This is a genomic window from Aureimonas endophytica (genome assembly GCF_014642635.1).
GTDB lineage: Bacteria > Pseudomonadota > Alphaproteobacteria > Rhizobiales > Rhizobiaceae > Plantimonas > Plantimonas endophytica.
The window spans coordinates 223,350-248,224 of sequence record NZ_BMIQ01000004.1 but is presented as its reverse complement, the minus strand read 5'-3'; the positions used below and the strand labels follow the sequence as shown (position 1 = coordinate 248,224).

General features: G+C 70.7%; 28 protein-coding genes. 13 read left to right on the top strand and 15 right to left on the bottom strand.

Annotated elements, in window-relative coordinates; genetic code table 11:
- Positions 1-73 precede the first annotated feature (73 nt).
- Entirely contained in the window at positions 74-250 is a 177-nt protein-coding gene (locus tag IEY14_RS14590; RefSeq protein ID WP_188909683.1) for a hypothetical protein, read from the top strand.
- A gap of 202 nt (positions 251-452) precedes the next feature.
- Positions 453-1,733 (top strand): MFS transporter, encoded by a 1,281-nt coding sequence (locus IEY14_RS14585; protein ID WP_188909681.1) that lies wholly within the window; start codon positions 453-455, stop codon positions 1,731-1,733.
- On the opposite strand, the gene IEY14_RS14580 is transcribed toward IEY14_RS14585, so the two are convergent.
- The 7 genes from IEY14_RS14580 to hemC form a co-directional block, all read right to left on the bottom strand.
- Positions 1,727-2,434 carry an HAD family hydrolase gene (locus tag IEY14_RS14580; protein WP_188909679.1) on the bottom strand — a complete coding sequence of 236 codons (708 nt, stop codon included), beginning with the start codon at positions 2,432-2,434 and terminating at the stop codon, positions 1,727-1,729. The two genes, IEY14_RS14585 and IEY14_RS14580, sit on opposite strands and share 7 nt — an antisense overlap.
- Complete coding sequence (locus IEY14_RS14575; protein ID WP_188909677.1) at positions 2,431-3,177, bottom strand: glutamine amidotransferase; 747 nt, start codon at positions 3,175-3,177, stop codon at positions 2,431-2,433. The genes IEY14_RS14580 and IEY14_RS14575 overlap by 4 nt, the downstream gene beginning before the upstream one ends.
- Positions 3,174-3,656, bottom strand: a complete 483-nt coding sequence (locus IEY14_RS14570) for a tellurite resistance TerB family protein (protein ID WP_188909675.1) — start codon at positions 3,654-3,656, stop codon at positions 3,174-3,176. Before IEY14_RS14570 ends, IEY14_RS14575 begins: the two co-directional genes overlap by 4 nt.
- Before the next feature lie 22 nt (positions 3,657-3,678).
- Positions 3,679-5,226 (bottom strand): heme biosynthesis protein HemY, encoded by a 1,548-nt coding sequence (locus IEY14_RS14565; RefSeq protein ID WP_188909673.1) that lies wholly within the window; start codon positions 5,224-5,226, stop codon positions 3,679-3,681.
- A complete protein-coding gene (locus IEY14_RS14560) occupies positions 5,226-6,947 on the bottom strand; it encodes a hypothetical protein (protein WP_188909672.1) in 1,722 nt (573 codons plus the stop codon). The genes IEY14_RS14565 and IEY14_RS14560 overlap by 1 nt, the downstream gene beginning before the upstream one ends.
- 74 nt (positions 6,948-7,021) lie before the next feature.
- Entirely contained in the window at positions 7,022-7,717 is a 696-nt protein-coding gene (locus IEY14_RS14555; protein WP_188909670.1) for a uroporphyrinogen-III synthase, read from the bottom strand.
- Positions 7,717-8,670, bottom strand: coding sequence for a hydroxymethylbilane synthase (gene hemC, locus IEY14_RS14550; protein ID WP_188909668.1), 954 nt, complete (start codon positions 8,668-8,670; stop codon positions 7,717-7,719). Before hemC ends, IEY14_RS14555 begins: the two co-directional genes overlap by 1 nt.
- Positions 8,671-8,779: 109 nt before the next feature.
- On the opposite strand from hemC, the gene tsaD reads away from it, so the two are divergent.
- From tsaD to IEY14_RS14520, 6 genes are all read left to right on the top strand, one after another.
- Positions 8,780-9,874 (top strand): tRNA (adenosine(37)-N6)-threonylcarbamoyltransferase complex transferase subunit TsaD, encoded by a 1,095-nt coding sequence (tsaD, locus tag IEY14_RS14545; RefSeq protein ID WP_188909666.1) that lies wholly within the window; start codon positions 8,780-8,782, stop codon positions 9,872-9,874.
- A complete protein-coding gene (locus tag IEY14_RS14540; protein ID WP_188909664.1) occupies positions 9,871-10,851 on the top strand; it encodes an NAD(P)H-dependent glycerol-3-phosphate dehydrogenase in 981 nt (326 codons plus the stop codon). Before tsaD ends, IEY14_RS14540 begins: the two co-directional genes overlap by 4 nt.
- A 57-nt stretch (positions 10,852-10,908) precedes the next feature.
- A complete protein-coding gene (locus IEY14_RS14535; protein WP_188909662.1) occupies positions 10,909-11,196 on the top strand; it encodes a YciI-like protein in 288 nt (95 codons plus the stop codon).
- Between the two features lie 4 nt (positions 11,197-11,200).
- Complete coding sequence (locus IEY14_RS14530) at positions 11,201-11,635, top strand: EVE domain-containing protein (RefSeq protein WP_188909660.1); 435 nt, start codon at positions 11,201-11,203, stop codon at positions 11,633-11,635.
- 121 nt (positions 11,636-11,756) lie between these two features.
- Positions 11,757-11,984 (top strand): DUF3072 domain-containing protein, encoded by a 228-nt coding sequence (locus IEY14_RS14525; protein WP_188909658.1) that lies wholly within the window; start codon positions 11,757-11,759, stop codon positions 11,982-11,984.
- A gap of 96 nt (positions 11,985-12,080) precedes the next feature.
- Positions 12,081-13,736, top strand: a complete 1,656-nt coding sequence (locus tag IEY14_RS14520) for a GGDEF domain-containing protein (RefSeq protein ID WP_188909656.1) — start codon at positions 12,081-12,083, stop codon at positions 13,734-13,736.
- Between the two features lie 13 nt (positions 13,737-13,749).
- Here IEY14_RS14520 and IEY14_RS14515 read toward each other — a convergent pair whose 3' ends face one another.
- The gene (locus tag IEY14_RS14515) at positions 13,750-16,059 is read right to left on the bottom strand and encodes an FdhF/YdeP family oxidoreductase (RefSeq protein WP_188909654.1); all 2,310 of its coding nucleotides are present in this window, start codon (positions 16,057-16,059) and stop codon (positions 13,750-13,752) included.
- A gap of 69 nt (positions 16,060-16,128) precedes the next feature.
- On the bottom strand, positions 16,129-16,665 hold the full coding sequence (locus IEY14_RS14510) for a L,D-transpeptidase family protein (protein WP_188909652.1): 537 nt from the start codon (positions 16,663-16,665) through the stop codon (positions 16,129-16,131).
- Between the two features lie 117 nt (positions 16,666-16,782).
- Here IEY14_RS14510 and IEY14_RS14505 point away from each other — a divergent pair, with 117 nt between their 5' ends.
- From IEY14_RS14505 to IEY14_RS14490, 4 genes are all read left to right on the top strand, one after another.
- Complete coding sequence (locus IEY14_RS14505) at positions 16,783-17,466, top strand: response regulator transcription factor (RefSeq protein WP_188909650.1); 684 nt, start codon at positions 16,783-16,785, stop codon at positions 17,464-17,466.
- A 198-nt stretch (positions 17,467-17,664) separates the two neighbouring features.
- The gene (locus IEY14_RS14500; protein WP_188909648.1) at positions 17,665-18,120 is read left to right on the top strand and encodes a cyclic nucleotide-binding domain-containing protein; all 456 of its coding nucleotides are present in this window, start codon (positions 17,665-17,667) and stop codon (positions 18,118-18,120) included.
- Positions 18,121-18,303: 183 nt separating this feature from the next.
- Positions 18,304-19,005 (top strand): YiaD family glycine zipper/OmpA-like lipoprotein, encoded by a 702-nt coding sequence (locus IEY14_RS14495; RefSeq protein WP_188909645.1) that lies wholly within the window; start codon positions 18,304-18,306, stop codon positions 19,003-19,005.
- 198 nt (positions 19,006-19,203) lie between these two features.
- Positions 19,204-20,112, top strand: a complete 909-nt coding sequence (locus tag IEY14_RS14490) for a LysR substrate-binding domain-containing protein (RefSeq protein WP_188909644.1) — start codon at positions 19,204-19,206, stop codon at positions 20,110-20,112.
- Positions 20,113-20,128: 16 nt separating this feature from the next.
- Here IEY14_RS14490 and IEY14_RS14485 read toward each other — a convergent pair whose 3' ends face one another.
- Positions 20,129-20,923, bottom strand: a complete 795-nt coding sequence (locus IEY14_RS14485; protein ID WP_188909642.1) for a helix-turn-helix transcriptional regulator — start codon at positions 20,921-20,923, stop codon at positions 20,129-20,131.
- 86 nt (positions 20,924-21,009) lie between these two features.
- Between IEY14_RS14485 and IEY14_RS14480 the strand changes: the two genes are divergently transcribed.
- Positions 21,010-21,780, top strand: a complete 771-nt coding sequence (locus IEY14_RS14480) for a class I SAM-dependent methyltransferase (RefSeq protein ID WP_188909640.1) — start codon at positions 21,010-21,012, stop codon at positions 21,778-21,780.
- Here the strand turns inward: IEY14_RS14480 and IEY14_RS14475 are convergent, their stop codons facing one another.
- From IEY14_RS14475 to IEY14_RS14455, 5 genes are read right to left on the bottom strand one after another with little or no spacing between them, the layout of a single operon-like run.
- The gene (locus IEY14_RS14475) at positions 21,781-22,584 is read right to left on the bottom strand and encodes an exodeoxyribonuclease III (RefSeq protein ID WP_188909638.1); all 804 of its coding nucleotides are present in this window, start codon (positions 22,582-22,584) and stop codon (positions 21,781-21,783) included. It lies immediately after the preceding gene.
- A 58-nt stretch (positions 22,585-22,642) separates the two neighbouring features.
- Positions 22,643-23,059, bottom strand: coding sequence for a type II toxin-antitoxin system VapC family toxin (locus IEY14_RS14470; RefSeq protein ID WP_188909636.1), 417 nt, complete (start codon positions 23,057-23,059; stop codon positions 22,643-22,645).
- Positions 23,059-23,310 (bottom strand): type II toxin-antitoxin system Phd/YefM family antitoxin, encoded by a 252-nt coding sequence (locus tag IEY14_RS14465; RefSeq protein ID WP_188909635.1) that lies wholly within the window; start codon positions 23,308-23,310, stop codon positions 23,059-23,061. The genes IEY14_RS14470 and IEY14_RS14465 overlap by 1 nt, the downstream gene beginning before the upstream one ends.
- Positions 23,311-23,364: 54 nt before the next feature.
- Positions 23,365-24,033 carry a class I SAM-dependent methyltransferase gene (locus IEY14_RS14460; RefSeq protein WP_188909633.1) on the bottom strand — a complete coding sequence of 223 codons (669 nt, stop codon included), beginning with the start codon at positions 24,031-24,033 and terminating at the stop codon, positions 23,365-23,367.
- Complete coding sequence (locus IEY14_RS14455) at positions 24,030-24,683, bottom strand: outer-membrane lipoprotein carrier protein LolA (protein ID WP_188909631.1); 654 nt, start codon at positions 24,681-24,683, stop codon at positions 24,030-24,032. The genes IEY14_RS14460 and IEY14_RS14455 overlap by 4 nt, the downstream gene beginning before the upstream one ends.
- Positions 24,684-24,875: the final 192 nt, after the last annotated feature.

Here is a 24,875-nt window from a genome sequence, read left to right as displayed (position 1 = left end):
GGCGGCGAGCCCCGCCATGCCGGCAGCCTTTCGCCGCCTGCGCCGTTATCTCGGCGAACAGGAGAGGATCCCGATGAGCGACATCACCCGAAAGCCGGAAGGCGGCGCGCCCGACCCGGACGTCCAGGAGCTCGCGGCGCGGCAGAACATCCCGCTGGAAGAGGCCGAACGCCTGATCCGCGAGCGCGGCAACGATCCGGCCGTGGTGGATGCCGCGGCACAACGGGAAAAACTGCGCGACGCGCCCTGAAGCGAGGGTCGGCGCCCGTCCAAGTCGTTGACCATGCGGGCGAAGCGGGACTAAGAGCCCCGGACGGAACCTTCGGGCGGAGGACGGGCGAAACGATCCGGCCCGCCGACTTCTCGGGTTTCGTCAGGGGCTCCAAGAGCCGAGCGTTTTCCTGCCGGGCCTTTTCCTTCGGGAAGTCCCGCTTCTGTCCGCAAGGTATTCCATGACGATCGAGGACCCGCAGAGTGCTCCGGCGCAGGCGGAGCCGCCCTCGCCCGTGCTGCCGACGGAGGACCGCTTCGCCGTCTTCCGCAATTCCCGCTTCCTGCGCTACTGGCTCGCCCGCTTCTTCGGCGCCTTCGCCACCCAGATCGTCGCCGTCTCGGTCGGCTGGCAGATCTATGCCCTGACCGGAAGCACCTTCGATCTCGGCATGATCGGGCTCAGCCAGTTCCTGCCCTCGCTCCTCCTCGTCCTGGTGACGGGCACGGCGGCGGATCGCTATCCGCGCCGCTGGATCATGGGTCTCGCGACCGGCATCGAGGCGCTGGCCGTCGGCACGCTCCTCCTTCTCACCTGGCACGGCCTCGCCTCGCCGGTGCCGGTCTTCGCGATCCTGGCGGTGATCGGCGTCGCCCGCGCCTTCTTCGGCCCGGCCGCCTCTTCGCTCGTCGTCAATCTGGTCAGCCGCGAGGAGCTGCCGGGCGCCATCGCCTGGAACTCCTCCTCCTGGCAGGTCGCCTCGATCCTCGGGCCGGTGGCGGGCGGCATCCTCTACGGCGTGTCGCCCTATGTCGCCTATGTCACGGCGACGCTGCTCTTCGCCGTCTCGACGGTGCTCGTCCTTTCCATCGCGGCGCCGGCGGTGCGGACCTCGAAGGAGCCCGCGAGCCTGGAAACCGTCGTCGCCGGCTTCCGCTTCATCTGGCGGGAGCGGATCGTCCTCGGCGCCATCTCGCTCGATCTCTTCGCCGTCCTCCTCGGCGGCGCCGTGGCGCTGATGCCGGTCTTCGCCACCGACATCCTGGCCGTCGGCCCCTGGGGCCTCGGCCTCCTGCGCGCCGCGCCCGGCATCGGCGCGATCCTCACCGTCGTCTGGCTGACCCGCCATCCGATCCGCGACCATGCCGGCCTCGTGATGTTCCTGTTCGTCGGCCTGTTCGGCGCCTTCACCGTGGTCTTCGGCCTGTCGCGCCTGCCCTGGCTGTCGATCCTGGCGCTCGGCCTGATGGGCGCGGCCGACATGATCAGCGTCTATGTGCGCGAGACGCTGCTCCAGCTCTGGACGCCGGACGAGGTGCGCGGGCGGGTGAACGCGGTGAATTCCATCTTCGTCGGCGCTTCCAACGAGCTCGGCGAGTTCCGGGCCGGCATCATGGCCGCTTGGATCGGCACCGTGCCGGCGGTCGTCCTCGGCGGCGTCGCGACGATCGGCGTGGCGCTGGTCTGGTCACGGCTCTTTCCGGGCCTGCGCAAGGCCAGGACGCTCGATGGGCGTCACTGAGCGGCGAGAAGCTCCGCGATCGCCGCGTCCAGCCCGGAAAGATCCGCGATCGCGCGAAAGCGCGGATGGTCCGCCGGCGCCTCGGCCCGCTCGTAGTCCCAGGTCAGCTCGTGCGGGACATGGACGGCGAAGGCGCCGGCCGCCAGCGCCGGCAGGATGTCCGATTTCAGCGAGTTGCCGACCATCAGCGCCCGCCCGGCGCCCTCGCCATGGCGGCGGAAGATCCGCTCGTAGGTCGCCGGCAGCTTGTCGCTGACGATCTCCACCGCGTCGAAGAATTCGCCGAGACCGGAGGCGGCGAGCTTGCGCTCCTGGTCGAAGAGGTCGCCCTTGGTGACGAGGATCAGCCGGACGCGGCCCTTCAGCCCCTCCAGCACCTCGCGGGCATAGGGCAGCGTCTCCACCGGATGGTCCAGCATCTCGCGGCCGAAATCGAGGATCGCCCGGATCGCCGCCCCGTCCACCCGCCCCTCGGTCACGTCGAGCGCCGTCTCGATCATCGAGAGGGTGAAGCCCTTGATGCCGAAACCGTAATACCGAAGGTTGCGGATCTCCGCCTCCAGGAGGCGGCGCGACAGGACGGGCCCCTCGCCATGCGCTTCGAGCAGCGCGACGAAGCGCGCCTCGGTCAGGCGGAAGAAGCGCTCGTTCTGCCAGAGCGTGTCGTCGGCATCGAAGCCGATGGCGGCGAGGCCATTCATGCCGGGGCGCGCTCCTCGCCGAAGACCCGCGTCAGGAACTCGACCAGCCAGCGGCGGATCGGCGCGTCATAGGCGGCGCGGCCCTCGAAATGCGCCCGTCGTGCCTGGGCGCCGGGCAGGCTCAGCCGCTCGTGGCCGCGCGTCGTCCAGCGATAAAGCATGGCGAGCGTCAGTTCGGCGTGGAACTGCACGCCGAAAGCCTGCTCGCCATAGCGATAGGCCTGGTTCGGGAAGCGCTCCCCCTCGGCGAGCAGCACCATGTCGCGCGGCAGGTCGAAGCCCTCGCGATGCCATTGATAGACGACGTCCGGCCAGTGCGGCATGAAGGCCCGCCCCGCCGCCGTAGCCTTCAGGTCGTAATAGCCGACCTCGACGAGACCTTCGGGATGCGGCGCGACGGTGCCGCCGAGATGCTTCACCAGCATCTGCGCGCCGAGGCAGATGCCGAGAAAGGGCCGGTTCTCGCGCAAGGGCACGTCCAGCCAGTCGACCTCGTCGCGCAAATAGGCTTCCGCGTCGTTGGCGCTCGGCGGGCCGCCGAAGACGATCGCGCCGCGATGCTTCTCCAGCGTCGAGGGGAGCGCCTCGCCGATCACCGGGCGGCGGATGTCGAGGGCAATGCCCGCCTCATTCAGGATCTGGCCGATGCGGCCGGGCGAGGAGCTTTCCTGATGGAGGACCACCAGAACCGGGCGCGGATCGCGCGCGGCGTCCAGGACCCGCGAGGGCAGGCCGGCGGTCATCCGTCGGCGTCGGCGTCGGCGGGGAACGGCGCCTCGGCCGCGGCGGCCTGCTTCGCCAGCATGCGCTCGCGGGCCGAGACGCCGAGAAGTTCGGCGATGCGCCAGATGGTGTTGTCCTCCAGTTCGTGCACCCGCCCGTCGGCATAGACGACGTCCCAGAGGAGGCCGACGAAGCGGATGCGCTCCTCCGCCGACAGGGCGGCGAGAAGGACGCTCGTGAACTGGAAGAGATCGACGGCCTCCGCGTCCGCCGCCCGGCCGGCGCGCAGCACGGTTTCCGTCTCGGCCGGGGCGAGGCCGAATTCCGTGCTAAGCCCGGCGCGCAACAGGTCGAGCTCGGCCTCCGTCACCGCGCCGTCGGCCTCCGCCACATGGCAGAGAAGGGCGGCGGCGGCGACGCGCGGGTCGCGGCCCGAGGGCATCGCCCCGCCGTCCTCGAAGCCCAGGCCGCGCAGGAAGTCCTTCAGCGCCTCGAACATGCCGCCCGCCGCCGCCTCTCGATCAGAAGAGCCGCAGCCCGGCGCCCTCGCCCTTCGCCGGCTCGGCCGGCATCGCGATGGCGCGGTCGGGCGCGCCATGGGCGCCGCCGGGAGCGGCCGTGGCGCTCGGCCCCGAGGCCGCCGCGACGGGCGCCGCCGGCCCGGCGACGCGGCCATGGCCGCCGTTACCGTTGCGGTTCGGGCCGGTCTCGGCGGGACGGGCGGCGAGACGCTCGCGGGCGCTCGGGCGCTCGCCTTCGATCACCGCGCCATGGGCGTCGACATGCTGGGCCGGCACCTTCCATTCGAAGGCGTCGAGCCGGCCGGTGACGGGCGAGACGGGCGCCCAGTCCTCGGCCACGATGCCGTCCGCCGTCCAGGCCGGATCGCGCGGCGCGCGCACCGCCCGGCCGAGCCATTCGCGCACGGCGCCTTCCGAGCCGCCTTCCGCCTCTTCGAGATCGGCGAGAAGCAGGAAGACCCCCTCGCGCGGCTCCTTGCGCAGGGCGGCCGTCGCCTCGATGCGGGCGAGCGTCAGGTCGCCGGCATCGATCGCCGCATTGGCGAGCATCAGATGCGTCTCGACATGGGTCGGCTGGAGCGAGGCGAGCGTGCGCGCCCGCTTCAGCCGCTCCTCCGCCGAATCGCCGGCCCGGGCATGGATATAGGTCGAGGCGAGCTCGGGATGGACGGTCTTTTCCCAGGCGCGCTCGATGACGTTCGAGCCCTTGCGCACGTCGCCGAGGCGGAACATGGCGCGCGCCGCCGTGACGGCGGCGGGCACGAGGGTCGGGGCGAGCGACACCGCCTCGAGCGCCGCCTTGCGGGCCTGCGCCGGATCGCGGTCGAGCAGCGTCTTCGCCTTGGCGGTGAGGAGCACGGCGCGCAGGCGGGAGGATTCCGCCTTCTCGATCAGGCGCGCGTCGCGCTGCGCCTCGAGGATCGCCAGCGCCCCGTCATAGTCGCCCTCGATCGTCTTCGATTCGAGCACGGCGCCGCCGGCCCAGGGCACGTGCGGCGCGATGCGGGCGGCGCGTTCGGCATAATGGCGGGCGGCGGCGGCATCGCCCAGCCGCTCGGCCTCCAGATAAAGGCCGCGCATGGCGAGAAGCCGGGTCTCCGGCTCGTTCTCCATCGACTGGAACACGGCGCGGGCGCGCTCGTGATCGCCCTCGATCATCGCCGTCTGCGCGTCGAGGAAGCGCACCAGCGGCTCCTTGCGCGCGGCGAGCAGCTTCTGGCTGCGCTTGGTCATGCGCCGGGCCAAGGCCGCGTCGCCGGCGCCGGCGGCGATGATGCCGGAGGACAGGGCATGGTAGCCCTTGTCGCGGCGGCGGGTGGAGAAGAAGCGGCCGACGCGGTCCGGCGCCTTGAAGAAGCTGCGCACCAGCCAGACGACCAGGCAGACGATGCCGAGAAGCAGGAGTTCCAGGACGACGAAGACGGTGAAGCTCGTCTCCATCACCGCATTGCCGAGGGTCAGGGAAACGGCGCCCGGATGGTCCTGGAGCCAGGAGAAGCCGAGAGCCGCCGCGAGGACGATCAGCAGAAAGGCAAGGATGCGCAACATCAGCCGGCTTTCCCGATGGAGTTCACGACCTGGCCGAGGGCCTGGCTGAGGACGCGCTGGGCCTCGGCCCGCGCGTCGACACGCTTCTGGAAGTCGGCGCTCGCGTCCTTGGCCGCCTGCGGCAGCTTCTGCCACTCGGCGTTCCAGCCGTCGAGATTGCCGGCCTCCAGCGCGGCGTCGAGCCGGGCGATGCCGGCGTCCGGCCCGGTGGCGGAGGCGGCCGCCTGGCCGGAGGGGCGCACGGCGACGAGGCCGCTGAGACCCGACAGGATCTGCTGGCCGACGCCGGCATTGGCGTCCTGCGGCTGGAGCGCCTTCAGCATGGCGGTGCGCGAGGCGGGCCAGGCCGATTGCAGTTCGGCCAGGGTCGGCACGCCCTCGGCGGCATAGTTGCGCAGCGCGTCGACGACCGGCGAGCCGCCGGCCGCCTTGGCATAGGATTCGAGCTCGGACATGAACGGCCCGCCCCGATCGACGGCGGCCTTGAGGCCCGCCGCCGCGATGGCGACGGCGGCCTGCTTGTTCGCCTCCTCCACCGAGCCGATGCGGCCCTGGATCTCGGCGATCGCCTGCCGGTTGGTGTTGGTCGCGTCCATCGCGCCATTGGCGGCCTGCTGGGCGACACCCGCCGCCTGCTGGGCCGTCGCGGCGGTCTGCTGGGCGGTGGCCGCCGTCTGGCGCGCCTCGTCGGCGCGGGCCTGGGCCGCTTCCGCCGCCTGCTGCGCCCGGCTCGCCGCCTCCGTCGCGCCGCTGACGACGTTCGGATCGATGGCGGGCTGCGGATTGCCGGAGCCGACGCGGCCCTCGAGCGCCGTCACGCGGTCGGTCAGCGCGGCGAAATCCGTCGCCGCCGGGCCGTTGCCGCCGACGCCGCCGGCCGAGAGGGTCGATTGGAGCTGGGCGACCTCGTTGCGCACGGTGTTGATGTCGGTGGTGAGCTGCTGCACGTCGCCGGTGCGGGCGAACTGCTGGCTGAGCTGGGCGACGTCCACCTGGCCGACGGCCGGGATGACGCCCGCATATTGCAGGAGACCGCCGGCGATCAGCGCCACGGCGCCGCCGAGGATCGCGGCGCCGAACAGCCCGCCGGCGCCGGGGCCGTGGGCGCCGTGCTGCACGGGCGTCTCGTGATAGTTGAGATTGGGGCGCGGCGGCTCGGCCGGCTGCGGCTCAGCGGCGGCGAGGATCGTCTCGGCGTCGAGCTCCTCGTGGCGGAGGTCGTCCGGCCGGCGGGTGGGGTCGAGCCCCTCCTCGGCGGCGAAGCCGGCTTCGGCGCTGGGCTCGCCCTCGCGCCGATCGGCCTCGCGCGGCTCGGCCGTCTCGTCCGTCGCCTCGCTCGGGGAACCGGCCATCGCGGCGGGCGCCGCCGAATCACCGGGTTCCGGCTCGCCGAGAACGCTGACGCCCTCCGGCCTGGCGGCTTCCGCCTCGGCGCCGGCCAGCGCCCCCGGCAGCGCGTCGTCAGGGGCCGGGCCGGCGAGCGGCGCGGTGCTCTTCATCGGATCGCTCAAACGCTCCTCGCTCGCGGTCGGCGCGTCCGCCGGGCTCCCCGCCTCGCCGAGGCGGGTTTCGGGATCGGCGGCCAGCGCCGGGTCGGCATCGCCCTTGCCGGGCGCGTCGGCCGTCTGCGGCTCGGGAGGCGCGGCCTCGATCCGTTCGGCGGTGAGGTCGATCGTCTCGCCCGGTTTCTTCGGGCGCGATCGGCGCGGCGGATTGGTCATCTCGACAGGTCCCGTCGTTCGCATGGGCGTGCCGGAGGGGCGGCCGGCAGAGCATATGGCTCGTGGAAACTATGCTAGGCAAGGCCCGCGAGAAGCGAGGAGACATCCCGCCGGGGCGAAATGGTGGCGAAAGGCCGAAGTTCCTCGGGAAGCCGCGCGGCGATCCGGGCCGAAAGGCAGAAAAGCCGGGGCATCGGCCGGAAGAATTCGCCATGCGCCGCCAGAAGCGCCGCGAAGCCCTCGGCTTGAGTCGCGGACAGAAGCAGCGCGGCCTCCGGTCTTCCCGCCGCGAAGAGCGCCGCGATCTCCGCAATCTCCGGCCGGCGCGGCCGGGTCTCATAGGTCTCCCAGACGGTGAAGGGCGCGTTCCGCGCCGCCAGCCCGGTTTCGAGATCGGCGCTGCGGCTTCGCCCGAGGGCGAGAAGCAGCGGCAGGCCGGCGCGGCCGGCAAGCTCGGCGGCGGGCGAAACGAGGCTCGCCGCGGCGCCCTCGCCCGTCACCGCGATGGCGAAGCCCGCGCCGCGCAGCCGCGCGGCCGTCGCCGCGCCGACGGCGAGAAGCGGCAGGTCCGTGCCGGAGAGATGGCGCGAGAGGGCCGGCAGCGCGTTGCGGCTCGTCACCACGAGGGCGGCGAAGCGGCCCGGCGGCGGCGGCGCGCCGAGCGGCACGATCGCCTGCAAGGGCAGGCGCAGCGGCTCGTGGCCGAGCGCCGCCAGCGCCCCGGCCGTTTCCTCGGCCGCCTCCGGCTCGCGCAGGATCAGGACCCGCATCAGGGCCGGCGGTGCGCGCCCGCCCAGCCGGCGAAGAAATCCGCCCCGGCCTCGGCGAGAAGCGCCTTCGCCGCCGCTTCGCCGAGCCGGGCGGCCTCCGCGACCGGCCCCGTCTCGTTGCGGCGATGCGCCCTGGCGCCGTCCGGCGTCAGGATCATGCCGGAGAAGCGGAGGTCCGCGCCGTCGAGCCGCGACAGGGCGGCGATCGGCGTGCGGCAGGAGCCGTCGAGCACCGCCAGGAAGGCGCGCTCGGCCGTCAGCATCGCCCGCGTCGGCGCGTGGTCGATGGCACCGACGAGCGCGGCGGTCGCGGCGTCGCCGCTGCGGCTCTCGACGCAGATCGCGCCCTGGCCGGGCGCCGGCATGAAGTCCTCCGCGTCGAGAATCTCGCCCGCGACCGAGGCGTCGAGGGCCAGCCGCTTCAGCCCGGCGAGCGCCAGAAGCGTGCCCTCCACCTCGCCCGCCTCCAGTTTGCGCAGACGGGACGGCACGTTGCCGCGAAAGTTCACGACGTCGAGATCGGGCCGCAGCCGCAGGAGCTGCGCCTGACGCCGCAGGGAAGCGCTGCCGATCCGCGCGCCCTGCGGCAGGTCGGCGAGGCGCCGGCCGCCCCGGCCGATGAAGACGTCGCGCACGTCCTCGCGCGGCAGGAAGGCGGAGAGATGGAGCCCCTCCGGCAGCACGGTCGCGACGTCCTTGGCGGAATGGACGGCGAGATCGAGCCGCCCGTCGAGCAGCGCCGCCTCGATCTCGAAGGTGAAGAGGCCCTTGCCGCCGACCTCCGCGAGCGGCCGGTCCTGGATGCGGTCGCCGGCCGTCGACATCACCTCGATCGCGAAATCCGCTTCGGTGAGACCATGCGCCGCCATCAGCCGGGCCCGAAGCTCCGAGGCCTGGGCCAGGGCGAGCTGGCTGCCGCGCGTGCCGATGCGGATGGGGCGCCGTCCCGTCATCGTGCGAATGTCTCCTGCCATCCTCGTGTTTCGCGGCTTGCGGTAGCGCAATCGACGCCGCCTCGCTATCTCCGTTTGCGAATGCGGAAAAAGGACTCGGGCGACAGGCGTGCAGGACAAGGCTCCCCTCATCCTCGGCATCGAGACGAGCTGCGACGAGACGGCCGCCGCCGTGGTGACGCGCGGGCCGGAGGGGCGCCCGCTCATCCTGTCGAACATCGTCTTCAGCCAGGTGGAGGAGCACGCGGCCTTCGGCGGCGTCGTGCCGGAAATCGCGGCCCGCGCCCATGTGGAGGCGCTGGACGGCATCGTACGCGCGGCGCTCCAGGACGCGGCCCTAGCCGTTTCCGATCTTGCGGCGGTCGCGGCGACGAGCGGGCCCGGCCTCATCGGGGCGCTGATCGTCGGCGCGATGACCGGCAAGGCGATCGCCGGGGCGGCGGGCCTGCCCTTTCTCGCGATCAACCATCTCGAAGGCCATGCGCTGACGCCGCGCCTCACCGACGGCGTCGCCTATCCCTATCTGATGCTGCTCGCCTCCGGCGGCCATACGCAGATCCTCCTCGTGCGCGGGCTCGGGCGCTACGAGCGCTGGGGCACGACGATCGACGACGCGCTGGGCGAGGCCTTCGACAAGACGGCCAAGCTGCTCGGCCTCGGCCATCCGGGCGGCCCGAATGTCGAGAAGGCGGCGGCGGACGGCGATGCGCGGCGCTTCCCCCTGCCCCGGCCGATGCGCGGCGAGAAGCGGCTCGACTTCTCCTTTTCCGGCCTGAAGACGGCGGTGCGGCAGGCGGCGGAAGCGGCGGCGCCACTGGCGCCTCAGGACGTCGCCGATCTCTGCGCCGGCTTCCAGGCGGCGGCGGCCGACAGCGTCGCCGATCGCGTCGCGCGGGCCCTCGCGAGATTCCGCGCCGAGTTTCCCGATCTGGAAGCGCCGGTCCTGGCGGTGGCCGGCGGCGTCGCGGCCAACCGCACGATCCGCGCCGCCTTGGAGGCGGCGAGCCGGACGGCGGGCGTCGCGCTCGTCGCCCCGCCCTTGGCGCTTTGCACCGACAATGCCGCGATGATCGCCCATGCCGGGCTCGAACGCTTCGAGGCGGGCCTTCGCGACGGGTTGGACGCGCCGGTCCGGCCGCGCTGGCCGCTGGACGAGACGGCGCCGCCGCTCGTCGGCTTCGGCCGCCGGGGCGCCAAGGCATGAGCCGGATCGCGGTGATCGGCGGCGGCGCCTGGGGCACGGCGCTGGCGGCGCTGGAAGCGCGGGCCGGACGGGAGACGGTTCTCTATGCCCGCGATCCGGCGACGGTCGCCGACATCACGGAGACCCGGCGCAACCGGCGCTATCTGCCCGGGCTGGACCTGCCACCCGCCCTCCGGGCGACGAGCGATCTCGGCGCGGCGCTGGCGGGCGCGGCGATCGTCCTCCTCGTCACCCCGGCCCAGACGCTGCGCGAGATCCTGCCCGCCCTTGCGGCGGCCTGCCCGGCCGAGGCTCCCCTCGTCCTCTGCGCCAAGGGCATCGAGCGCGGCACCGGCCGCTTCGCCAGCGAGATCGCCGCCGAGCATCTCGGCGGTGCCCGCATCGCCGTCCTGTCGGGGCCGAGCTTCGCCGCCGACGTCGCGGCCGGGCTGCCGACGGCGGTGACGCTGGCGGCGGCGGCGCCGGACGCGGCCGACCGCCTCGCCCTCGCGCTCTCCACCGAGACCTTCCGTATCTATGCCTCGACCGACATTCTCGGCGTCGAGGCGGGCGGCGCCCTGAAGAACGTGCTGGCCATCGCCGCCGGCATCGTCGCCGGGCGCGGCCTCGGCGCCTCGGCCGGCGCGGCGGTGGTGACGCGCGGTCTCGGCGAATTGCGCCGGCTCGGCGAGGCGCTCGGCGCCCGGCCGGAAACGATGACGGGCCTCTCCGGCCTCGGCGATCTCGTTCTCACCTGTTCCGGCCCGCAATCGCGCAACTTCGCCTATGGCCTCGCCCTCGGGCGCGGCGCGGATCTCGCCGGGCTGAAGCTCGCCGAGGGCGTCTTCTCCGCCGCGATGGCCGCCGATCTCGCCCGCCGCCACGGCATCGACGCGCCGCTCATCGCGACGGTCGCCGCGATCCTCGCCGACGAGCTTTCGGTGGACGAGGCGGCCCGGCGCCTGCTTTCGCGCCCGCTGAAGCGTGAATCCGATTGAAAGCGGCGGCGCCCGCCGCTAACCGCAGAGGAGGAGCGCTTCACGGGACGGGACACGATGCTTTTCGCCATTCTCTGCGAGGACAAGCCGAATTCGCTGGAGCTGCGGCTCGCGACCCGCACCGATCATCTCGCCCATCTGAAGGCGCTGGGCGAGCGGCTGAAATTCGCCGGCCCCTTCCTCGGCGCGGACGAAAAGCCGGTCGGCAGCCTGCTCGTGGTCGATACCGGCGACGAGGGCGAGGCCCGCGCCATCGCCGATGCCGATCCCTATGCCAAGGCCGGCCTCTTCGAGAGCGTCGCGGTGCGCCGCTGGAACTGGACCGTCAACAATCCGGACGCCTGAGCCGATGGCCTATTGGCTGTTCAAGTCCGAGCCCTCGTCCTGGTCCTGGGAGAAGCAGAAGGCCAAGGGCGAGGCCGGGCAGGAATGGGACGGCGTGCGCAACTATCAGGCCCGCAACCTGATGCGCGCGATGAAGCGCGGCGAGCGCGGATTCTTCTACCATTCCAACGAGGGGAAGGCCGTGGTCGGGCTGGTCGAGGTGGCGACGGAAGCCCATCCCGATTCCACCGCCGAGGGCGGACCCTGGGACTGCGTCGACCTAAAGGCGCTCGCCGACCTGCCGCGACCGGTGACGCTGGAGGAGATCAAGGCCGAGCCCTCCCTCGCCGAGATGGTGCTCGCCAAGAATTCCCGTCTCTCGGTCCAGCCGGTCACGGAGGAGGAATTCCGCATCGTCTGCCGCATGGGCGGCCTCGACCCGGAGACGCTCGGTCTCTGACACTATCTCCGGCATCCCGAAGGGCTCCGCCGGAGACGAGACCCGAGCCTTGCGACTTCCCGCCGCCGGAACTTCGGCGCTGCATGAACATTACCGGAACATTCCGCGATGGGATGAACCGATGACCGACAATCCGAAGAATGCCGCTCCGTCCAATGCCGAGAAGGACCCGTCCGACTGGACCACCGGCGACGAGCCGATGACGGGCGCCCAGGCCTCCTATCTCAAGACGCTCTGCGAGGAGACTGGCCGCGAATTCGACGATTCCCTCACCAAGGCCGACGCCTCGCGCCTGATCGACGAATTGCAGGGCAAGAGCAAGCGGTTGGAAGGCGCGGAGAAATCCTGATCCAAGGCGTCGGCGCCTCGGCCCGAGAGCAAAGCCTTACGTCGCGTTAAGCTTTTCGCCGTAGGCTCGTCACAAGAAAAATCAAGGGCCGGAACCGTGCTCAGCGATATCGCTTTTCCAGCACGTTTCCGCACCCGGCTGAAGGCGGCCTGGGCGCTGGGCCGCCGTGGCGAGCCGGATCGCGCCGCGTCGCTCGCCAAGCGGATCCTGGAGCGCGCACGCGGCGCGGCGGATCGCGAGACGATCGCCTTCGCGCATCAGCAACTCGCCTGGTTCGGCTTCCAGACCTCGCGCCTCGAAGAGGGCAGCGCCCATATCCATGCGGCGCGGCAGATCTGGCAGGACCTGCGCCAGGCCGACGGCCTCGCCTGGACGGCGGCGATGCAGGCTTGGCTGCTGCTCGAAGCCGGGCTGACCGACGAAGCCGGGCAAGGCGGCGTCGAGGCCCTGCGGCTCGCCCGGGAGCCGGGCGTGCGCCCGTCCACCCTCTGCTTCGCCACCAATGTTCTCGGCGTCGTCTTCTGGTACAGCAGCCAGCTCGAACGCGCGCTCGAACTCTGCGAGCAGGCGGTGGCGCAGGCGCGCGACCTCGGCGATCCGATCGTGCTCGGCTGGTGGCTGATCAATCTCGCCGGCGTCCATGCGGACCGCGCCATACGCGCCAGGCGGGAGGGCGACGCGGCTCTCCAGGGGCAGGCGACGGAACTCGCCCTCACCCTCAACGACGAGGCCATCGCCCTGGCCGAAACGGCCGGCGACGCCTGGGGCCTGCGGCTCGGTCTCTGCAACGCCGCCGAATATCTCTGCACGGCGGAGCGGACGGAGGAGGCCCTCCGCTATCTGGGACGCCACGAACAGGCCGGCGGCGAGCTCGGGCCGCGATCGCTCGGGCATTTCCTCTACACGAAGGCGCAGGTGCTCATCCAGATGTGCCGCTTCGAAGAGGCCCTTCACGTCTGCGAGGCGGCGCTCGTCGTGGCGGAGCGGACGGAGAACGTCACTTCCGCCCATTTCGCGCTCCGCTATCTGTCGGAAATCCACGAGCTGAACGGGCGCCACGACCTCGCCCTCGCTTATTTCAAGCGCTTCCACGAGGCCTTCGGTCTCTTCACCTCGGAGAAGGCGCAGCGCCGGGCGCGGATCGCCGAGATCCATTACGAGACGAACCGCTATCGCGAGCTCGCCGACAAGGCCGAGGCGCAGGTGGCGGCGCTGGCGCGCACCCTGCTTCTCGATCCCCTGACCGGGATCGCCAATCGCCGCGCCTTCGACGAGCTGATGACAGCCTGCGCCGCCCGCGAGCGCGGCTTCGCCATCGCCATGGTCGATCTCGATCACTTCAAGCAGATCAACGACCGCTTCTCGCATCTCGTCGGCGACGAGGTCCTGCGGCGCGTCGCCGACATTCTCAGCGCGAGCTGCGGGCCGGGCGACCATGCGGCCCGGCTCGGCGGCGAGGAATTCGCGCTCGTCATCGACAGCGAGGATCCCGCCGGAACGCGCCGTCTCTGCGAGACCGTCCGCCAGCGGATCGAAGGCGCCGACTGGGCGGCGATCCATCCCGATCTGCGCGTGACGATGAGCATCGGGCTGGCCGATTGTCCGCCGCGCGAGGATGTCCAGGCCGGCATCGCCCGGGCCGACGCCCGGCTCTATGCCGCCAAGGCCGCCGGACGGAACCGCGTCGTCTGGCTGGACGGGCTCGACCGGCGGGAGGCCGAGCGCCGCCGGCGCCAAAGCCACGCCGCCTGACGGGGCAACGCGCTCAACTCGACCGGCGCAGGATCTCGACCGGAACCGATTTCGCCGCCGGCGTATGGGCCTGCGAATCGTGGTGCCAGAGCGGGATCAGCGGGTTGAGCTCCGGATAGTAGCCCGCCACCGCCCCGCGCGGGATGGAGAAGGCGTGGACGCGATAGTCCTCCACCTTTCGCTCCACGCCGTCGTCGGCATGAGTGCGCAGATCCACCCGGTCCTCGTCCTTCAGCCCCAGCCGCGCCATGTCCTCGGCATTCATCAGGATGATCATGCGCGAGCCCTTAATGCCGCGCAGCCGGTCGTCATAGCCGTAGACCGTCGTGTTGAACTGGTCGTTGGAGCGGATGGTCAGGAGCGACAGGACATGCTTGCCGTCGACCTCGATGTCGGGATTGACGTCGAAGCCGTCCGGCACGATGAAATTCGCCTTGCCGCTTTCCGTCTTCCATTCGCGCCGGCAGGCGGCGAGATCGCGGTGGAAGCCGCCGGGCTTCAGGAAGCGCGCGTTGAAGTCGTGGAAGTCCGGCCAGATCCGGGCCATCGCGTCGCGGATCTTCGAATAGTCGCCGACCCATTCGTCCCAGGGCACGGTGGAGCGGCCAGGCACCGTCGCCTTGGCGAGTTCGGCGATGATCCTCGGCTCGGACAGGAGTTCCGGCGAGGCCGGCTTGCGCCAGCCGATCGAGCCGTGGATGCAAGCCGTCGAATCCTCCATCGAGACATGCTGCGGGCCGCCGGCCTGCATGTCCTCCTCGATGCGACCGAGACAGGGCAGGAGATAGGTGACCTCGCCCGGCAGGAGGTGGTTGCGGTTGAGCTTCGTCGCGATCTGCACCGACAGGCGCAGCTTGCGCCAGGCGGCCTCGATCTTCTCGGTTTCCGGCACGGCGCGGGCGAAATTGCCGCCGAGCGCGATGAAGCCCTTTACCGAGCCGTCGAGAAGGCCCTCGCAGGCCTCGACCGTCGCCTTGCCCTTCTCGCGCGGCGGCTCGAAGCCGTAGATCTCGGCGAACTTGTCGAGCGGGGCGAGTTCCGGCTTCTCGGTGATGCCGACGGTGCGCTGGCCCTGGACGTTGGAATGGCCGCGGATCGGGGAGACGCCGGCGCCCGGCTTGCCGATATTGCCGCGCATCAGGAGAAGGTTGCACAACATCTGGACGTTCTGGACGCCGTGGCGATGCTGGGTGAGGCCCATGCCGTAATTGGCGATCACCGCCTTGGCCTTGGCATATTGCGCCCCGACCCGTTCGAGATCGGCGCGCGCGATGCCGGAGACGCGCTCGATCTCGGCCCAGTCGGCCGCGCGCACGAAGGCCTCGAACGCCTCGAAGTCGTGGCAATGCTCGGCGATGAAGGCGACATCGAGCGCCCGCTCGCCGCCGGTCGCCTTGGCCGCGTCGTCGAGCTCCAGCACCGCCTTGGCGATGCCGGTCATCGCCGCGATGTCGCCGCCGGAGCGCACCTGGAAGAAGTCGCTCGACATCTTCACGCCCTCGTCGGGCGACAGCATCTCGATCGGCGATTGCGGGTCCTTGAAGCGGACGAGCCCGCGCTCCGGCAAGGGATTGAAGGTGACGACCGGCACGCCGCGCTTGCGCGCGTCATGCACCTGATGCAGGAGGCGCGGCGCGTTGGTGCCGGTGTTGTGGCCGAAGAAGAACATCATGTCGCATTGCTCGAAATCCTCGAGCTGCACGGTGCCGACCGGCACGCCGATCGACTTCGGCAGGCCGACCGACGTCGATTCGTGGCACATGTTCGAGGAATCGGGCAGGTTGTTCGTGCCGTAGATGCGGGCGAGAAGCTGCCACATATGCGAGGCTTCGAGCGAGGCGCGGCCGGAGGCGTAGAAGATCACCGATTTCGGATCGAGCCGGTTGAGCTCCGCGCCGATCTCGCGGAAGGCGTCCTCCCATTTCACCGGAATATACTGGTCGAGCGAGGCGTCGTAGCGCATCGGCGTGGTGAGGCGGCCCTGCTTCTCCAATTCGTGGTCGGTCCAGTCGAGAAGCTCCGAGACGCGATGCGTGGCGAAGAAGTCGCGGTCGCAGCGCTTGCGCGTCACTTCCCAGACGGTCGCCTTGGCGCCGTTCTCGCAGAATTCGGCGAGATGCGGCTCGGCGGGCTTGGCCCAGGAACAGGAGACGCACATGTAGCCGTCCGCCTTGTTCTGCTTGGTCAGCATCTGCGCCATGGTCTCGACGGACAGACCCTCGGCGAGCGTCTTCTCCGTCACGGATTTCAGCGATCCCCAGCCTCCGGACGGATGGCTGTAGGGCACGACGGTCGGATGGTCGGTGATTTCGCTGCGCTTCATGGATGGAACTCCGGACCGGGCGGATGGCGCGCCTTCCCGGCAAACGAGCGGAGCCCGCGAGGCGTTCCCCTAGCCGAGGACGCGCAGCCGCGTGCCGCGCTTCAGGAAAGGCGCGAGGCGGCGCATGTCGGCCGGGGACAGGGCGACGCAGCCGGCGGTCGGCTGATAGCCCTCCTTGGCGATGTGCAGGAAGATGGCGCTACCGCGCCCGCGCGCCCGGCGCCGCAGGTTCCAGTCCAGCACCACGACGAAGTCGTAGAGCCGGTCGCTCCGCCGCATCGTCTCGGCGCTCGCCGGATGGGGCAGGCGCACGGGCCGGTTATAGGCGGGATGGTCCGGCGCGTCGCACCAGCCGTCGCAGTCGCGGGCGAGACGCAGCGGCAGGCCGGAGCGCAGCCCGGGCATGCGGCCCGGCCGGCGCCAGGCGGAGAGAAGCGCCATCGTGCCGAGCGGCGTCACGCCGTCGCCCTCGCGCTTGCCCGTGCCGATGCCGCTGCGGCCGAGCGCCGCCGGCAGCCGCAACGGCCCGGCCTGGAGAATGCCGCGCGTCGGCGAGGACGGCGACCGGCGGACGAGAATCGTGGCGCTTGACGGGACGGAAGGCATGACGTTCAGGAGAAGCGACCTATTTTGGCCCAAGACATCGGAATTTGAGACACCGGAGCGTCGCCCTTTCGAACCGGCGGCGGAACGTACACCCCCGGGACGAGGCGAAACGAGAGTATGAGCGCGCGCAGCATCCTGATCGTGGACGATGACGACGATCTGAGGCAGACCCTCGCCGAGCAGCTATCCCTGCACGAGGAATTCACCGTCTCGCAAGAGGCGACCGCGACGAAGGGCATCGCGGCGGCCCGCGCCGGTCTCGTCGATCTCGTCTGCATGGATGTCGGCCTGCCGGACATGGACGGACGCGAGGCGGTGAAGGTGCTGCGCAAGTCCGGCTTCAAGGCGCCGATCATCATCCTCACCGGCCACGACACCGATTCGGACACGATCCTCGGCCTGGAGGCGGGCGCCAACGACTATGTGACGAAGCCCTTCCGCTTCGCGGTGCTGCTCGCCCGCATCCGCGCGCAGCTGCGCCAGCACGAGCAGAGCGAGGACGCCACCTTCCAGGTCGGCCCCTATATCTTCAAGCCGAGCCAGAAGGTGCTGCTCGACGAGCGCGGCGGCAAGATCCGCCTCACCGAGAAGGAAACGGCGATCATCCGCTACCTCTACCGGGCCGACCGGCGGGTCATCACCCGCGACGTGCTCCTGGAGGAGGTCTGGGGCTACAATTCCGGCGTCACCACGCACACGCTGGAAACCCATGTCTATCGCCTGCGCCAGAAGATCGAGCCGGATCCCGGCAATGCGCGCCTCATCGTGACGGAGGCCGGCGGCTACAAACTGATGCCGTGACGCCACGCCGGCGGAGAAGGCTTGCGCCGGCCTGACGCGCGACGCGTGCGGCATCGACGCCCGCATTTCCTTGGGTTCCGGTTGGAGCTATAGAATCACCCGGCCGCCATTCGCGACGATGGCGGCGAAGGGATTCGTAATGGGTTCGGCCGGAGCGCCAGGGATGCGTGCCGCCGGAAGGGGAGTGAACGGCGCCGGATGAGCCTCGAAAGCGACATCGCGGTGCTGGCCTCGGTTCCCCTGTTCGAGGGCCTGTCGGGCGACCAGCTCCGCATGCTCGCCTTCGGGGCGGAGCATCGGCGCCTGCGCAAGGGCGAGACGCTGTTCCGCCTCGCCGCCCGTTCCGACGCGGGCTTCGTCCTCAAGGCCGGCGAGGTGGAGCTGTTCCGCCAGCACGGACGCGCGTCGGTCTCGGCCGGCACCTGCGGCCCGGGCGCGCTTCTCGGCGAAATGGCGCTCCTCACCGAAACGCGCCGCCCGGTCACCGTCGTCACGCTGACCGATTGCGACTTCATCCGCATCACCCGCCAGCTCTTCCGGCGCATGCTAGAGGAATATCCCGAGATCGCCTTCCAGCTGCACGAGAAGATCGCCGCCGATCTCGCCCAAATGACGGCGGAGATCCTGGCCGCCGGCGAGAAATTCGAGCGCTGAGGCGGACGCCCCGCGTCACCCGGCGGCAACAGGCCGGCGCCGAATGCACGGAAACGGCGATTTAACGAAAACTCAACTCGATTTGGTCACGCTTTGCCAAGAAACGGCGCGGCAGCCGGCGGCGCTCGCCGTCGGCGCCCGTCCGCCGTCGCCGTTCCGGCCGCCGCACCCTTCGAGGACCCGATGAAGAAGCTGCTCCTCAGCCTCGCCATGCTCAGCCTGCTCGCGGGCTGCACCACCGATCCCTATACCGGCGAATCGAAGCTCTCGAACACGGCCGGCGGCGCCGGCCTCGGCGCGGCCGGCGGCGCGCTCGGCGGCTATCTGATCGGCCGCGCGACGGGGGTCAATTCCGGCACGGCGGCGCTGGTCGGCGCGGGCGTCGGCGCGCTCGCCGGCGGCGGCATCGGCGCCTATCTCGACAACCAGGAGGCGGAGCTGCGCGGCCAGCTGCGCGGCACCGGCGTGTCGGTGACGCGCACCGGCAACAGCATCGTCCTCAACATGCCCTCCAACATCACCTTCCCGACCGATGGCGACCAGATCCTGCCGGCCTTCGGCCCGGTGCTGAACTCGGTGGCGATCGTCCTACGCAAATACGACCGTTCCCTGGTCGAGGTCGCCGGCCATACCGACAATGTCGGCTCGCCCTCCTACAATCTCGATCTGTCGCGCCGCCGCGCCTTGTCCGTCGCGGACTACCTGTCCGGCCAGGGCATCGACGGCCGCCGCCTCGACGTGCGCGGCTACGGCATGACCCGGCCGGTGGCCGAGAACCGTTCGGAATCCGGCCGCGCCGAGAACCGCCGCGTCGAGATCACCATCATCCCGAACGACGGCGGCGGCGCGGGCGACGGCTACGGCCGTCCGGTCGCGGCCTACTGACGGCCGTCCCGATCCCCGGCGCCGGCTCCCGCGGCGGCGCCGGGCGCTCGCGCGGCTGAAAGCTCAGAAGCCGTATCACGTCGAACAGGATATCCATGAGATCCGCCATGGCCGCGTCTCCTTCGCGGCCATTCGATCCGGCTTGAGCCCTCGCCTCAAACGAGCTTATCGTCCGTCTCGGATGACTTGAGGTTATGGATGAAACGCGGCCGGCTTCCGCTCACGGCGCTCCGCAGCTTCGAGGCCGCCGGGCGCCTGCAAAGCTTCACGCTCGCCGCCGACGAGCTCGCCGTCTCGCAGGCGGCCGTCAGCCGGCAGATCCGGGATCTGGAGACGGATCTCGGCCGGCGCCTCTTCGACCGGCGGCACCGCCATGTCGAACTGACGGCGGAGGGCGCCGAGCTTCTCGGCGTCCTGACGGAGAGCTTCGCCGCGATCGAGGCGCGGCTGGCGGGGCTCGCGGCCCGTCCGTCGCGCGGGGAAGCGCGGCTCAGCTGCGAACCCTCCTTCGCCGCCTGCTGGCTGGTGCCGAGGCTCGCCCAGTTCCGCGAGCAGCATCCCGAGATCGACCCGGTCATCGATTCCGACGCGCGCCTCATCGCCTTTCGCCGGAGCGAGCCGGAACTCGCCGTCCGCTCCGGGGTCGTGGCCCGGTCCTGGCCCGGCCTCGACGTACGGCCCCTGATGGAGACCCGCATGGTCGCTGTCGCCGCGCCGGAGCTCCTCGCGCGGATCGGACCGCCCCGGCAACCCGCCGAGCTTCTCGCGGAGGTTCTCCTGCACGAGGAGAGCCGCGACGGCTGGCGACGCTGGTTCGAGGCGGCGGGACTGGCGCACGTGGAGGCGATCCGGGGGCCGGTCTATGCCGATGGCGGGTTGCTGTTGCAGGCGGTGCTGCGCGGCCAGGGCATCGCCCTCCTCGACATCGCCTTCGCCCGGCCCGAGATCGCGGCGGGCCGGCTGGTGCAACTCTTCGCGACCGACATTCCCTGGGGCGGCTATTTCCTCGTCGCGCGCGATTTCCGGCGCCTGTCCGAGCCGGCCAGGATCTTCGCCGCCTGGATCGAGGCGGCGATGACGCGCGAGAACGGCGCCGCGCCCGGCTGACTGACCCGAACGCCGCTCAGCCCGCTCCCTCCCCTTCCAGCAGCAGCACGAACTTCAGCTCCGGCTCCTCGGCCGGCAGCAGCGTCACCTGCCGGAAGGCGAGCCGGCCGCGCGAGGGATGGGCGAAGAGCCGGAGGCCCCCTTCCCGGCCCAGCACATGCTGCTCGGCCCAGGCGGCGCAGAAGAGCGGCGAGCCCTGGCGCAGCTCGCCGATCAGCGCCTGGCGCGCCGCATCGTCCGGCCCCGCCGCGCGATCGGCGCGGAACTCGGCGACGAGCCGGCGCGCCCGCGCGTCCCAGTCGACGATGAAGTCGCGCGCCGCCGGATCGAAGAAGACATAGCGCAGGAGATTGCGCTCGGCCCCGCCCAGCCAGCCGGCGAAGAGCGCCTCGGCCGAAGCGTTCCAGGCGACGGCCGTCCAGAGGCGGTCGATCAGATAGGCCGGGCCGGACAGCGCCGCGACGGTTTCGAGAAGATCCGGGGCGGGCGCCGTGTCGCCATGCAGAACGGCGGCCGGATCGTGCCGGGCCGCGAGGGCGAAGAGATGGGCGCGCTCCACCCGTCCGAGCCGCAGCCCCTCGGCGAGGCGGACGAGCGCCGCCGGCGAGGGCGCGACCTCGCGTCCCTGCTCGATCCGCGCGTACCAGACGGCGCTGATGCCGGCGAGATCGGCGAGTTCCTCCCGCCGAAGGCCCGGCGTGCGCCGCCGTCCGCCGCCGGGCAAGCCGACGGCCTCGGCCCGCGTCGCCTCGCGGCGCGCCCGAAGGAAATCGCCGAGCTGGCGGCGGCGCGAGGCGTCGGGATCGGTCATGACAACACTTATACCAGGATAACCACATTCTTGTCCGAGGCTTCGCGCCATGAAACGAAGAGGCATCGCAGCGAGAGGATAAAGCGATGACACGGGATCATGGAAGCGTCGTCGAGGCGCAGTTCGGGGCGCGGGCGTCGGCCTATGTGACGAGCGCGGTGCATGCGACGGGCGCCGACCTTGACTGGATCGAGGCGCGGGTCGCGGGGGCCGGGCTCGGCGAGGTGCTGGATCTCGGCTGCGGCGGCGGCCATGTCGCCTATCGCCTGGCGAAACACGCGGCGCGCGTCACCGCCTGCGATCTGTCGCCCGAGATGCTGGCGGCGGTGGCGCAGACGGGCGCCGAGCGCGGCCTCGCCAATATCGCGACGGTCGAGGCGCGGGCCGAGCGCCTGCCCTTCGCGGAGGCGAGCTTCGATGCGGTCGCGACGCGCTTTTCCGCCCATCACTGGAGCGATGCGGGCCTTGGCCTGCGCGAGGCGGCGCGGGTGCTGAAGCCCGGCGCGCCTCTCCTGGCGGTCGACGTCGTCGCCCCCGGCACGCCGCTCTTCGACACGCATCTCCAGGCGGTGGAAGTGCTGCGCGATCCGAGCCATGTCCGCGACTATGGCGCGGCCGAATGGCTGGCGATGCTGGACGAGGCGGGGCTGGAGACACGCCGTCTTGAGCGCCATCGCCTGCGCATGGATTTTCCGGTCTGGATCGCCCGCATGCGGACGCCCGAGACCGCCGCGCAGGCGATCCGCTATCTCCAGGACGCCCTGCCCGCCGAGGCGCGCCGCCATTTCGCCGTCGAGGCGGATGGCAGCTTCACCCTCGACACGATCTGGATCGAGGCGGTGAAGCCGGATCTCTGATCAGAGATCGAGCGTCACCGAGAGCGGCACATGGTCGGACGGGCGGTCCCAGCCCCGCGCGTCCTTCAGGATCGAATGGCCGAGAAGGCGCGGGACGAGATCGCCCGAGCCCCAGATATGGTCGAGCCGCCGGCCCTTGTCGGCGGCCAGCCAGTCCTTCGCCCGGTAGCTCCACCAGGTATAGACCTTCTCCTCCATCGGCACGCGGGCGCGGATGAGATCGGCCCAGGCGCCGTCCTGCATGGCGACGAGCAGCCCTTCCGTCTCGACCGGCGTATGCGAGACGATCTTCAGCAGCTGCTTGTGCGACCAGACATCCGTCTCGTAGGGCGCGATGTTGAGATCGCCGACGAGGATGGCGGAGGTTTCCGGCTCGGCGAAGCTCGTCACCCGCCGCATCTCCTCGATGAAGTCGAGCTTGTGCTTGAACTTGTCGTTGATCGCCGGGTCCGGCTCGTCGCCGCCGGCCGGCACGTAGAAGTTATGCAGCCGCAGCGGCCGGCCGTTGACCTCCAGCCGCACCGAGAGATGGCGCGCATGTTCGATGCCGCAGAAGGTCTGCCGCACGACGTCGCCGAAGGGCAGCTTCGAGATGACGGCGACGCCGTGATAGCCCTTCTGCCCGTGGATCGCGACATGGCCATAGCCGAGCGCCTCGAAGGCCTCGCGCGGAAAGAGCTCGTCCGGGCACTTGGTCTCCTGCAGGCAGAGGACGTCCGGCGCATGCTCGCCGAGATAGCGCTGGACGAGGTCGAGGCGCAGGCGGACGGAATTGATGTTCCAGGTGGCGACGGTGAAGGGCATGGGCGCGTCCGGATGAGGCTCCGCCCTTATGCGGAGCCCGGCGCTTCGGCGCAAGATTTCACGGCGTTTCCCACGGGTTGAGCAGCGGCACGCCGAGACCCTCGAAGTCCCGGACATTGCGGGTGACGACGGTCATGCCGTGGACGAGCGCCGTGGCGGCGATGAAGGCGTCGCGTTCGGGGCGAGGATCGGGAACATGCAGAGCCGCGGCGCACCGAGCCACGGCGGCGTCGACGGACAGGAATCGGGGAGAGAAAGCCGGCACCACCTCTCGATCGATCCAATTCCGCAGGATCGCCCCTTGCGCCGGATCGCGCCGCGACATCAGTCCGGCACCGCGTTCCAGTTCGAACAGGGTGACCGCCGACAGGAACAGATCGAACTCGTCGGCGCCCGCAGCCCAGCGCTTGACGTTCGGCTCCATCCTGTCGAGCCTGCGAAAGGCCGATATGACATTCGTGTCGAGCAGGAACATCAATCGAGATCGGCCGGCTTCGAGCGAAAATCGAGCTTCGGAGGATCGAAGTCGAAATCGCCGCCGTTCCAGCGCTCTGCCATTTCCAAGAGGGTCCGCGACCGCCGAAGTTTGTTGTAGACCTCCACGCTGAGAAGAACATGCGTCGCTTGGCCTTCTTCATCGATGAAGACGGGGCCTTCCTTCGCGGCTTCCTTCGCCTGCACGAGATTTTCGCCGAACGCGCGGCTGGTCATCCGGTGAACCGTCATCGAGCATCTCCCTTGCCGGTTGCGACGATCCTAGCACGATCCGGCTGGCTTGCCTCAACGACCCCAGCGCCAGACGGTGGTGCGCTTGACCTCGGCGTCCTCCAGGGCCCGTGTCACCGGCACCTGATATTCGGCCATGCGGACGAGCCGGTCCTTCGGCAGATAGGCGCGGCCGGGATCGCCGACGAGGATCGTGGTGCCCGCCGCCGCCAGCCCGTCGAACCAAGGCAGGATCGCCGCCGCCATCGCGCGGTCGAAGAACACGTCGCCGGCGAGCAGCAGGTCCGCCGCGACGGGCGCGCCGACGCGATCCTCGACGCGGATGTCGAGGGAGACGCCGTTCAGCGCGGCGTTCAGCGCCATCGCCTCGCCGGCGAAGGGATCGATATCGACCGCCGCGACGCCGGCGGCGCCCGCCAGCGCCGCCGCGATGGCGACGAGGCCGGAGCCGCTGGCGAAATCGAGGACGCGCTTCCCCTTCACCTTTGCCGGATGATCGAGCACGAAGCGCGCCAGCCCCTGCCCGCCGGCCCAGGCGAAGGCCCAGAAGGGCGGCGGCAGGCCGATCTCGGCCAGCTCCTCCTCCGTCCGCCGCCAGAGGTCATGCGCCTCGTCGGCGAGGCGCAGCCGGATCTCGGGCACATGCGGCGGGGCGTGGACGGCGGTGTTGTCGAGGACGAAGCGGCGCGCCCGCTCCGGCGCGAGGCGGAGCGCGGCGCTCACCGGTTGCCGGTCTGGCCCTGGCTGATCGCCGTATAGGGGATCTTGAACAGCGCGTCTTTGGCGGGAGCGCCGCTCTGGACATTGCTGATCATCACGGTCGTGTCCTTGCCCTGCGCGTCGCGGATCGTCCATTGCCGCAGGTCGTAGGTCTTCGGATCGAACATCATGGTGATGCGCGAATTGCCGAAGAGCGAACGGTCGCCCATCACGATGGTGGTGAGGTCCTTTTCCTGCTTCACGTCCTGGATATTGGCGCCGGACAGGTCGATCCGCGTGTCGAGCAGAAGCTTCATCGGCGTCTTCGACAAAGGATAGAGGTCCCAAGTGTTCAGCTTGCGGTTGTTCACCGCCACATTGCTGCCGTCGGCGATGACGCGGACCGGCGTTCCGGCATATTCGAAGCGGATGCGGCCGGGGCGCTCGATATAGAACTTGCCCTCCGACTGACGGCCCTTGTCGTCGAACTGCATAAAGTCGCCGGACATGGACTTGATCGAGGAGAAATGGTCGGCGACGGCCTGGGCGGCGGCCATGTCGCTCGTCTGCGCCCGGGCGGGCGCCGGGCCGCCGGAAAGGCCGAGCGCGAGGACGCTCGCGAACAGCGCCCCGGAAAACCCGCGGAATATCGTGGTCTGGCGGTGGTTCATCATGTCCTCTTGGGCCGGATCGCCATGGCACGGGCCGCCGCCGCCGGGGCGGGGCGCCGCGTGCCGTCTCGCGTCTCTATTGGTGGCACGGCTCTCGGGCTTCAATAGGGCGGCGCGGGCGGGGAGGCGACGAAAGCGCCGCGAAACCGCGACGCCAGGGAACGCTTTGCCCGCTTCCGCGCTTTCCCGGCACCT

Bases quoted from the DNA above. Each gene is read 5' to 3' on its own strand.
- IEY14_RS14590 (WP_188909683.1), top strand. From the start codon at position 74: ATGAGCGACATCACCCGAAAGCCGGAAGGCGGCGCGCCCGACCCGGAC.
- IEY14_RS14585 (WP_188909681.1), top strand. From the start codon at position 453: ATGACGATCGAGGACCCGCAGAGTGCTCCGGCGCAGGCGGAGCCGCCC.
- IEY14_RS14580 (WP_188909679.1), bottom strand. From the start codon at position 2,434: ATGAATGGCCTCGCCGCCATCGGCTTCGATGCCGACGACACGCTCTGG.
- IEY14_RS14575 (WP_188909677.1), bottom strand. From the start codon at position 3,177: ATGACCGCCGGCCTGCCCTCGCGGGTCCTGGACGCCGCGCGCGATCCG.
- IEY14_RS14570 (WP_188909675.1), bottom strand. From the start codon at position 3,656: ATGTTCGAGGCGCTGAAGGACTTCCTGCGCGGCCTGGGCTTCGAGGAC.
- IEY14_RS14565 (WP_188909673.1), bottom strand. From the start codon at position 5,226: ATGTTGCGCATCCTTGCCTTTCTGCTGATCGTCCTCGCGGCGGCTCTC.
- IEY14_RS14560 (WP_188909672.1), bottom strand. From the start codon at position 6,947: ATGACCAATCCGCCGCGCCGATCGCGCCCGAAGAAACCGGGCGAGACG.
- IEY14_RS14555 (WP_188909670.1), bottom strand. From the start codon at position 7,717: ATGCGGGTCCTGATCCTGCGCGAGCCGGAGGCGGCCGAGGAAACGGCC.
- hemC (WP_188909668.1), bottom strand. From the start codon at position 8,670: ATGACGGGACGGCGCCCCATCCGCATCGGCACGCGCGGCAGCCAGCTC.
- IEY14_RS14540 (WP_188909664.1), top strand. From the start codon at position 9,871: ATGAGCCGGATCGCGGTGATCGGCGGCGGCGCCTGGGGCACGGCGCTG.
- IEY14_RS14535 (WP_188909662.1), top strand. From the start codon at position 10,909: ATGCTTTTCGCCATTCTCTGCGAGGACAAGCCGAATTCGCTGGAGCTG.
- IEY14_RS14530 (WP_188909660.1), top strand. From the start codon at position 11,201: ATGGCCTATTGGCTGTTCAAGTCCGAGCCCTCGTCCTGGTCCTGGGAG.
- IEY14_RS14525 (WP_188909658.1), top strand. From the start codon at position 11,757: ATGACCGACAATCCGAAGAATGCCGCTCCGTCCAATGCCGAGAAGGAC.
- IEY14_RS14515 (WP_188909654.1), bottom strand. From the start codon at position 16,059: ATGAAGCGCAGCGAAATCACCGACCATCCGACCGTCGTGCCCTACAGC.
- IEY14_RS14510 (WP_188909652.1), bottom strand. From the start codon at position 16,665: ATGCCTTCCGTCCCGTCAAGCGCCACGATTCTCGTCCGCCGGTCGCCG.
- IEY14_RS14505 (WP_188909650.1), top strand. From the start codon at position 16,783: ATGAGCGCGCGCAGCATCCTGATCGTGGACGATGACGACGATCTGAGG.
- IEY14_RS14500 (WP_188909648.1), top strand. From the start codon at position 17,665: ATGAGCCTCGAAAGCGACATCGCGGTGCTGGCCTCGGTTCCCCTGTTC.
- IEY14_RS14495 (WP_188909645.1), top strand. From the start codon at position 18,304: ATGAAGAAGCTGCTCCTCAGCCTCGCCATGCTCAGCCTGCTCGCGGGC.
- IEY14_RS14490 (WP_188909644.1), top strand. From the start codon at position 19,204: ATGAAACGCGGCCGGCTTCCGCTCACGGCGCTCCGCAGCTTCGAGGCC.
- IEY14_RS14485 (WP_188909642.1), bottom strand. From the start codon at position 20,923: ATGACCGATCCCGACGCCTCGCGCCGCCGCCAGCTCGGCGATTTCCTT.
- IEY14_RS14480 (WP_188909640.1), top strand. From the start codon at position 21,010: ATGACACGGGATCATGGAAGCGTCGTCGAGGCGCAGTTCGGGGCGCGG.
- IEY14_RS14475 (WP_188909638.1), bottom strand. From the start codon at position 22,584: ATGCCCTTCACCGTCGCCACCTGGAACATCAATTCCGTCCGCCTGCGC.
- IEY14_RS14470 (WP_188909636.1), bottom strand. From the start codon at position 23,059: ATGTTCCTGCTCGACACGAATGTCATATCGGCCTTTCGCAGGCTCGAC.
- IEY14_RS14465 (WP_188909635.1), bottom strand. From the start codon at position 23,310: ATGACGGTTCACCGGATGACCAGCCGCGCGTTCGGCGAAAATCTCGTG.
- IEY14_RS14455 (WP_188909631.1), bottom strand. From the start codon at position 24,683: ATGATGAACCACCGCCAGACCACGATATTCCGCGGGTTTTCCGGGGCG.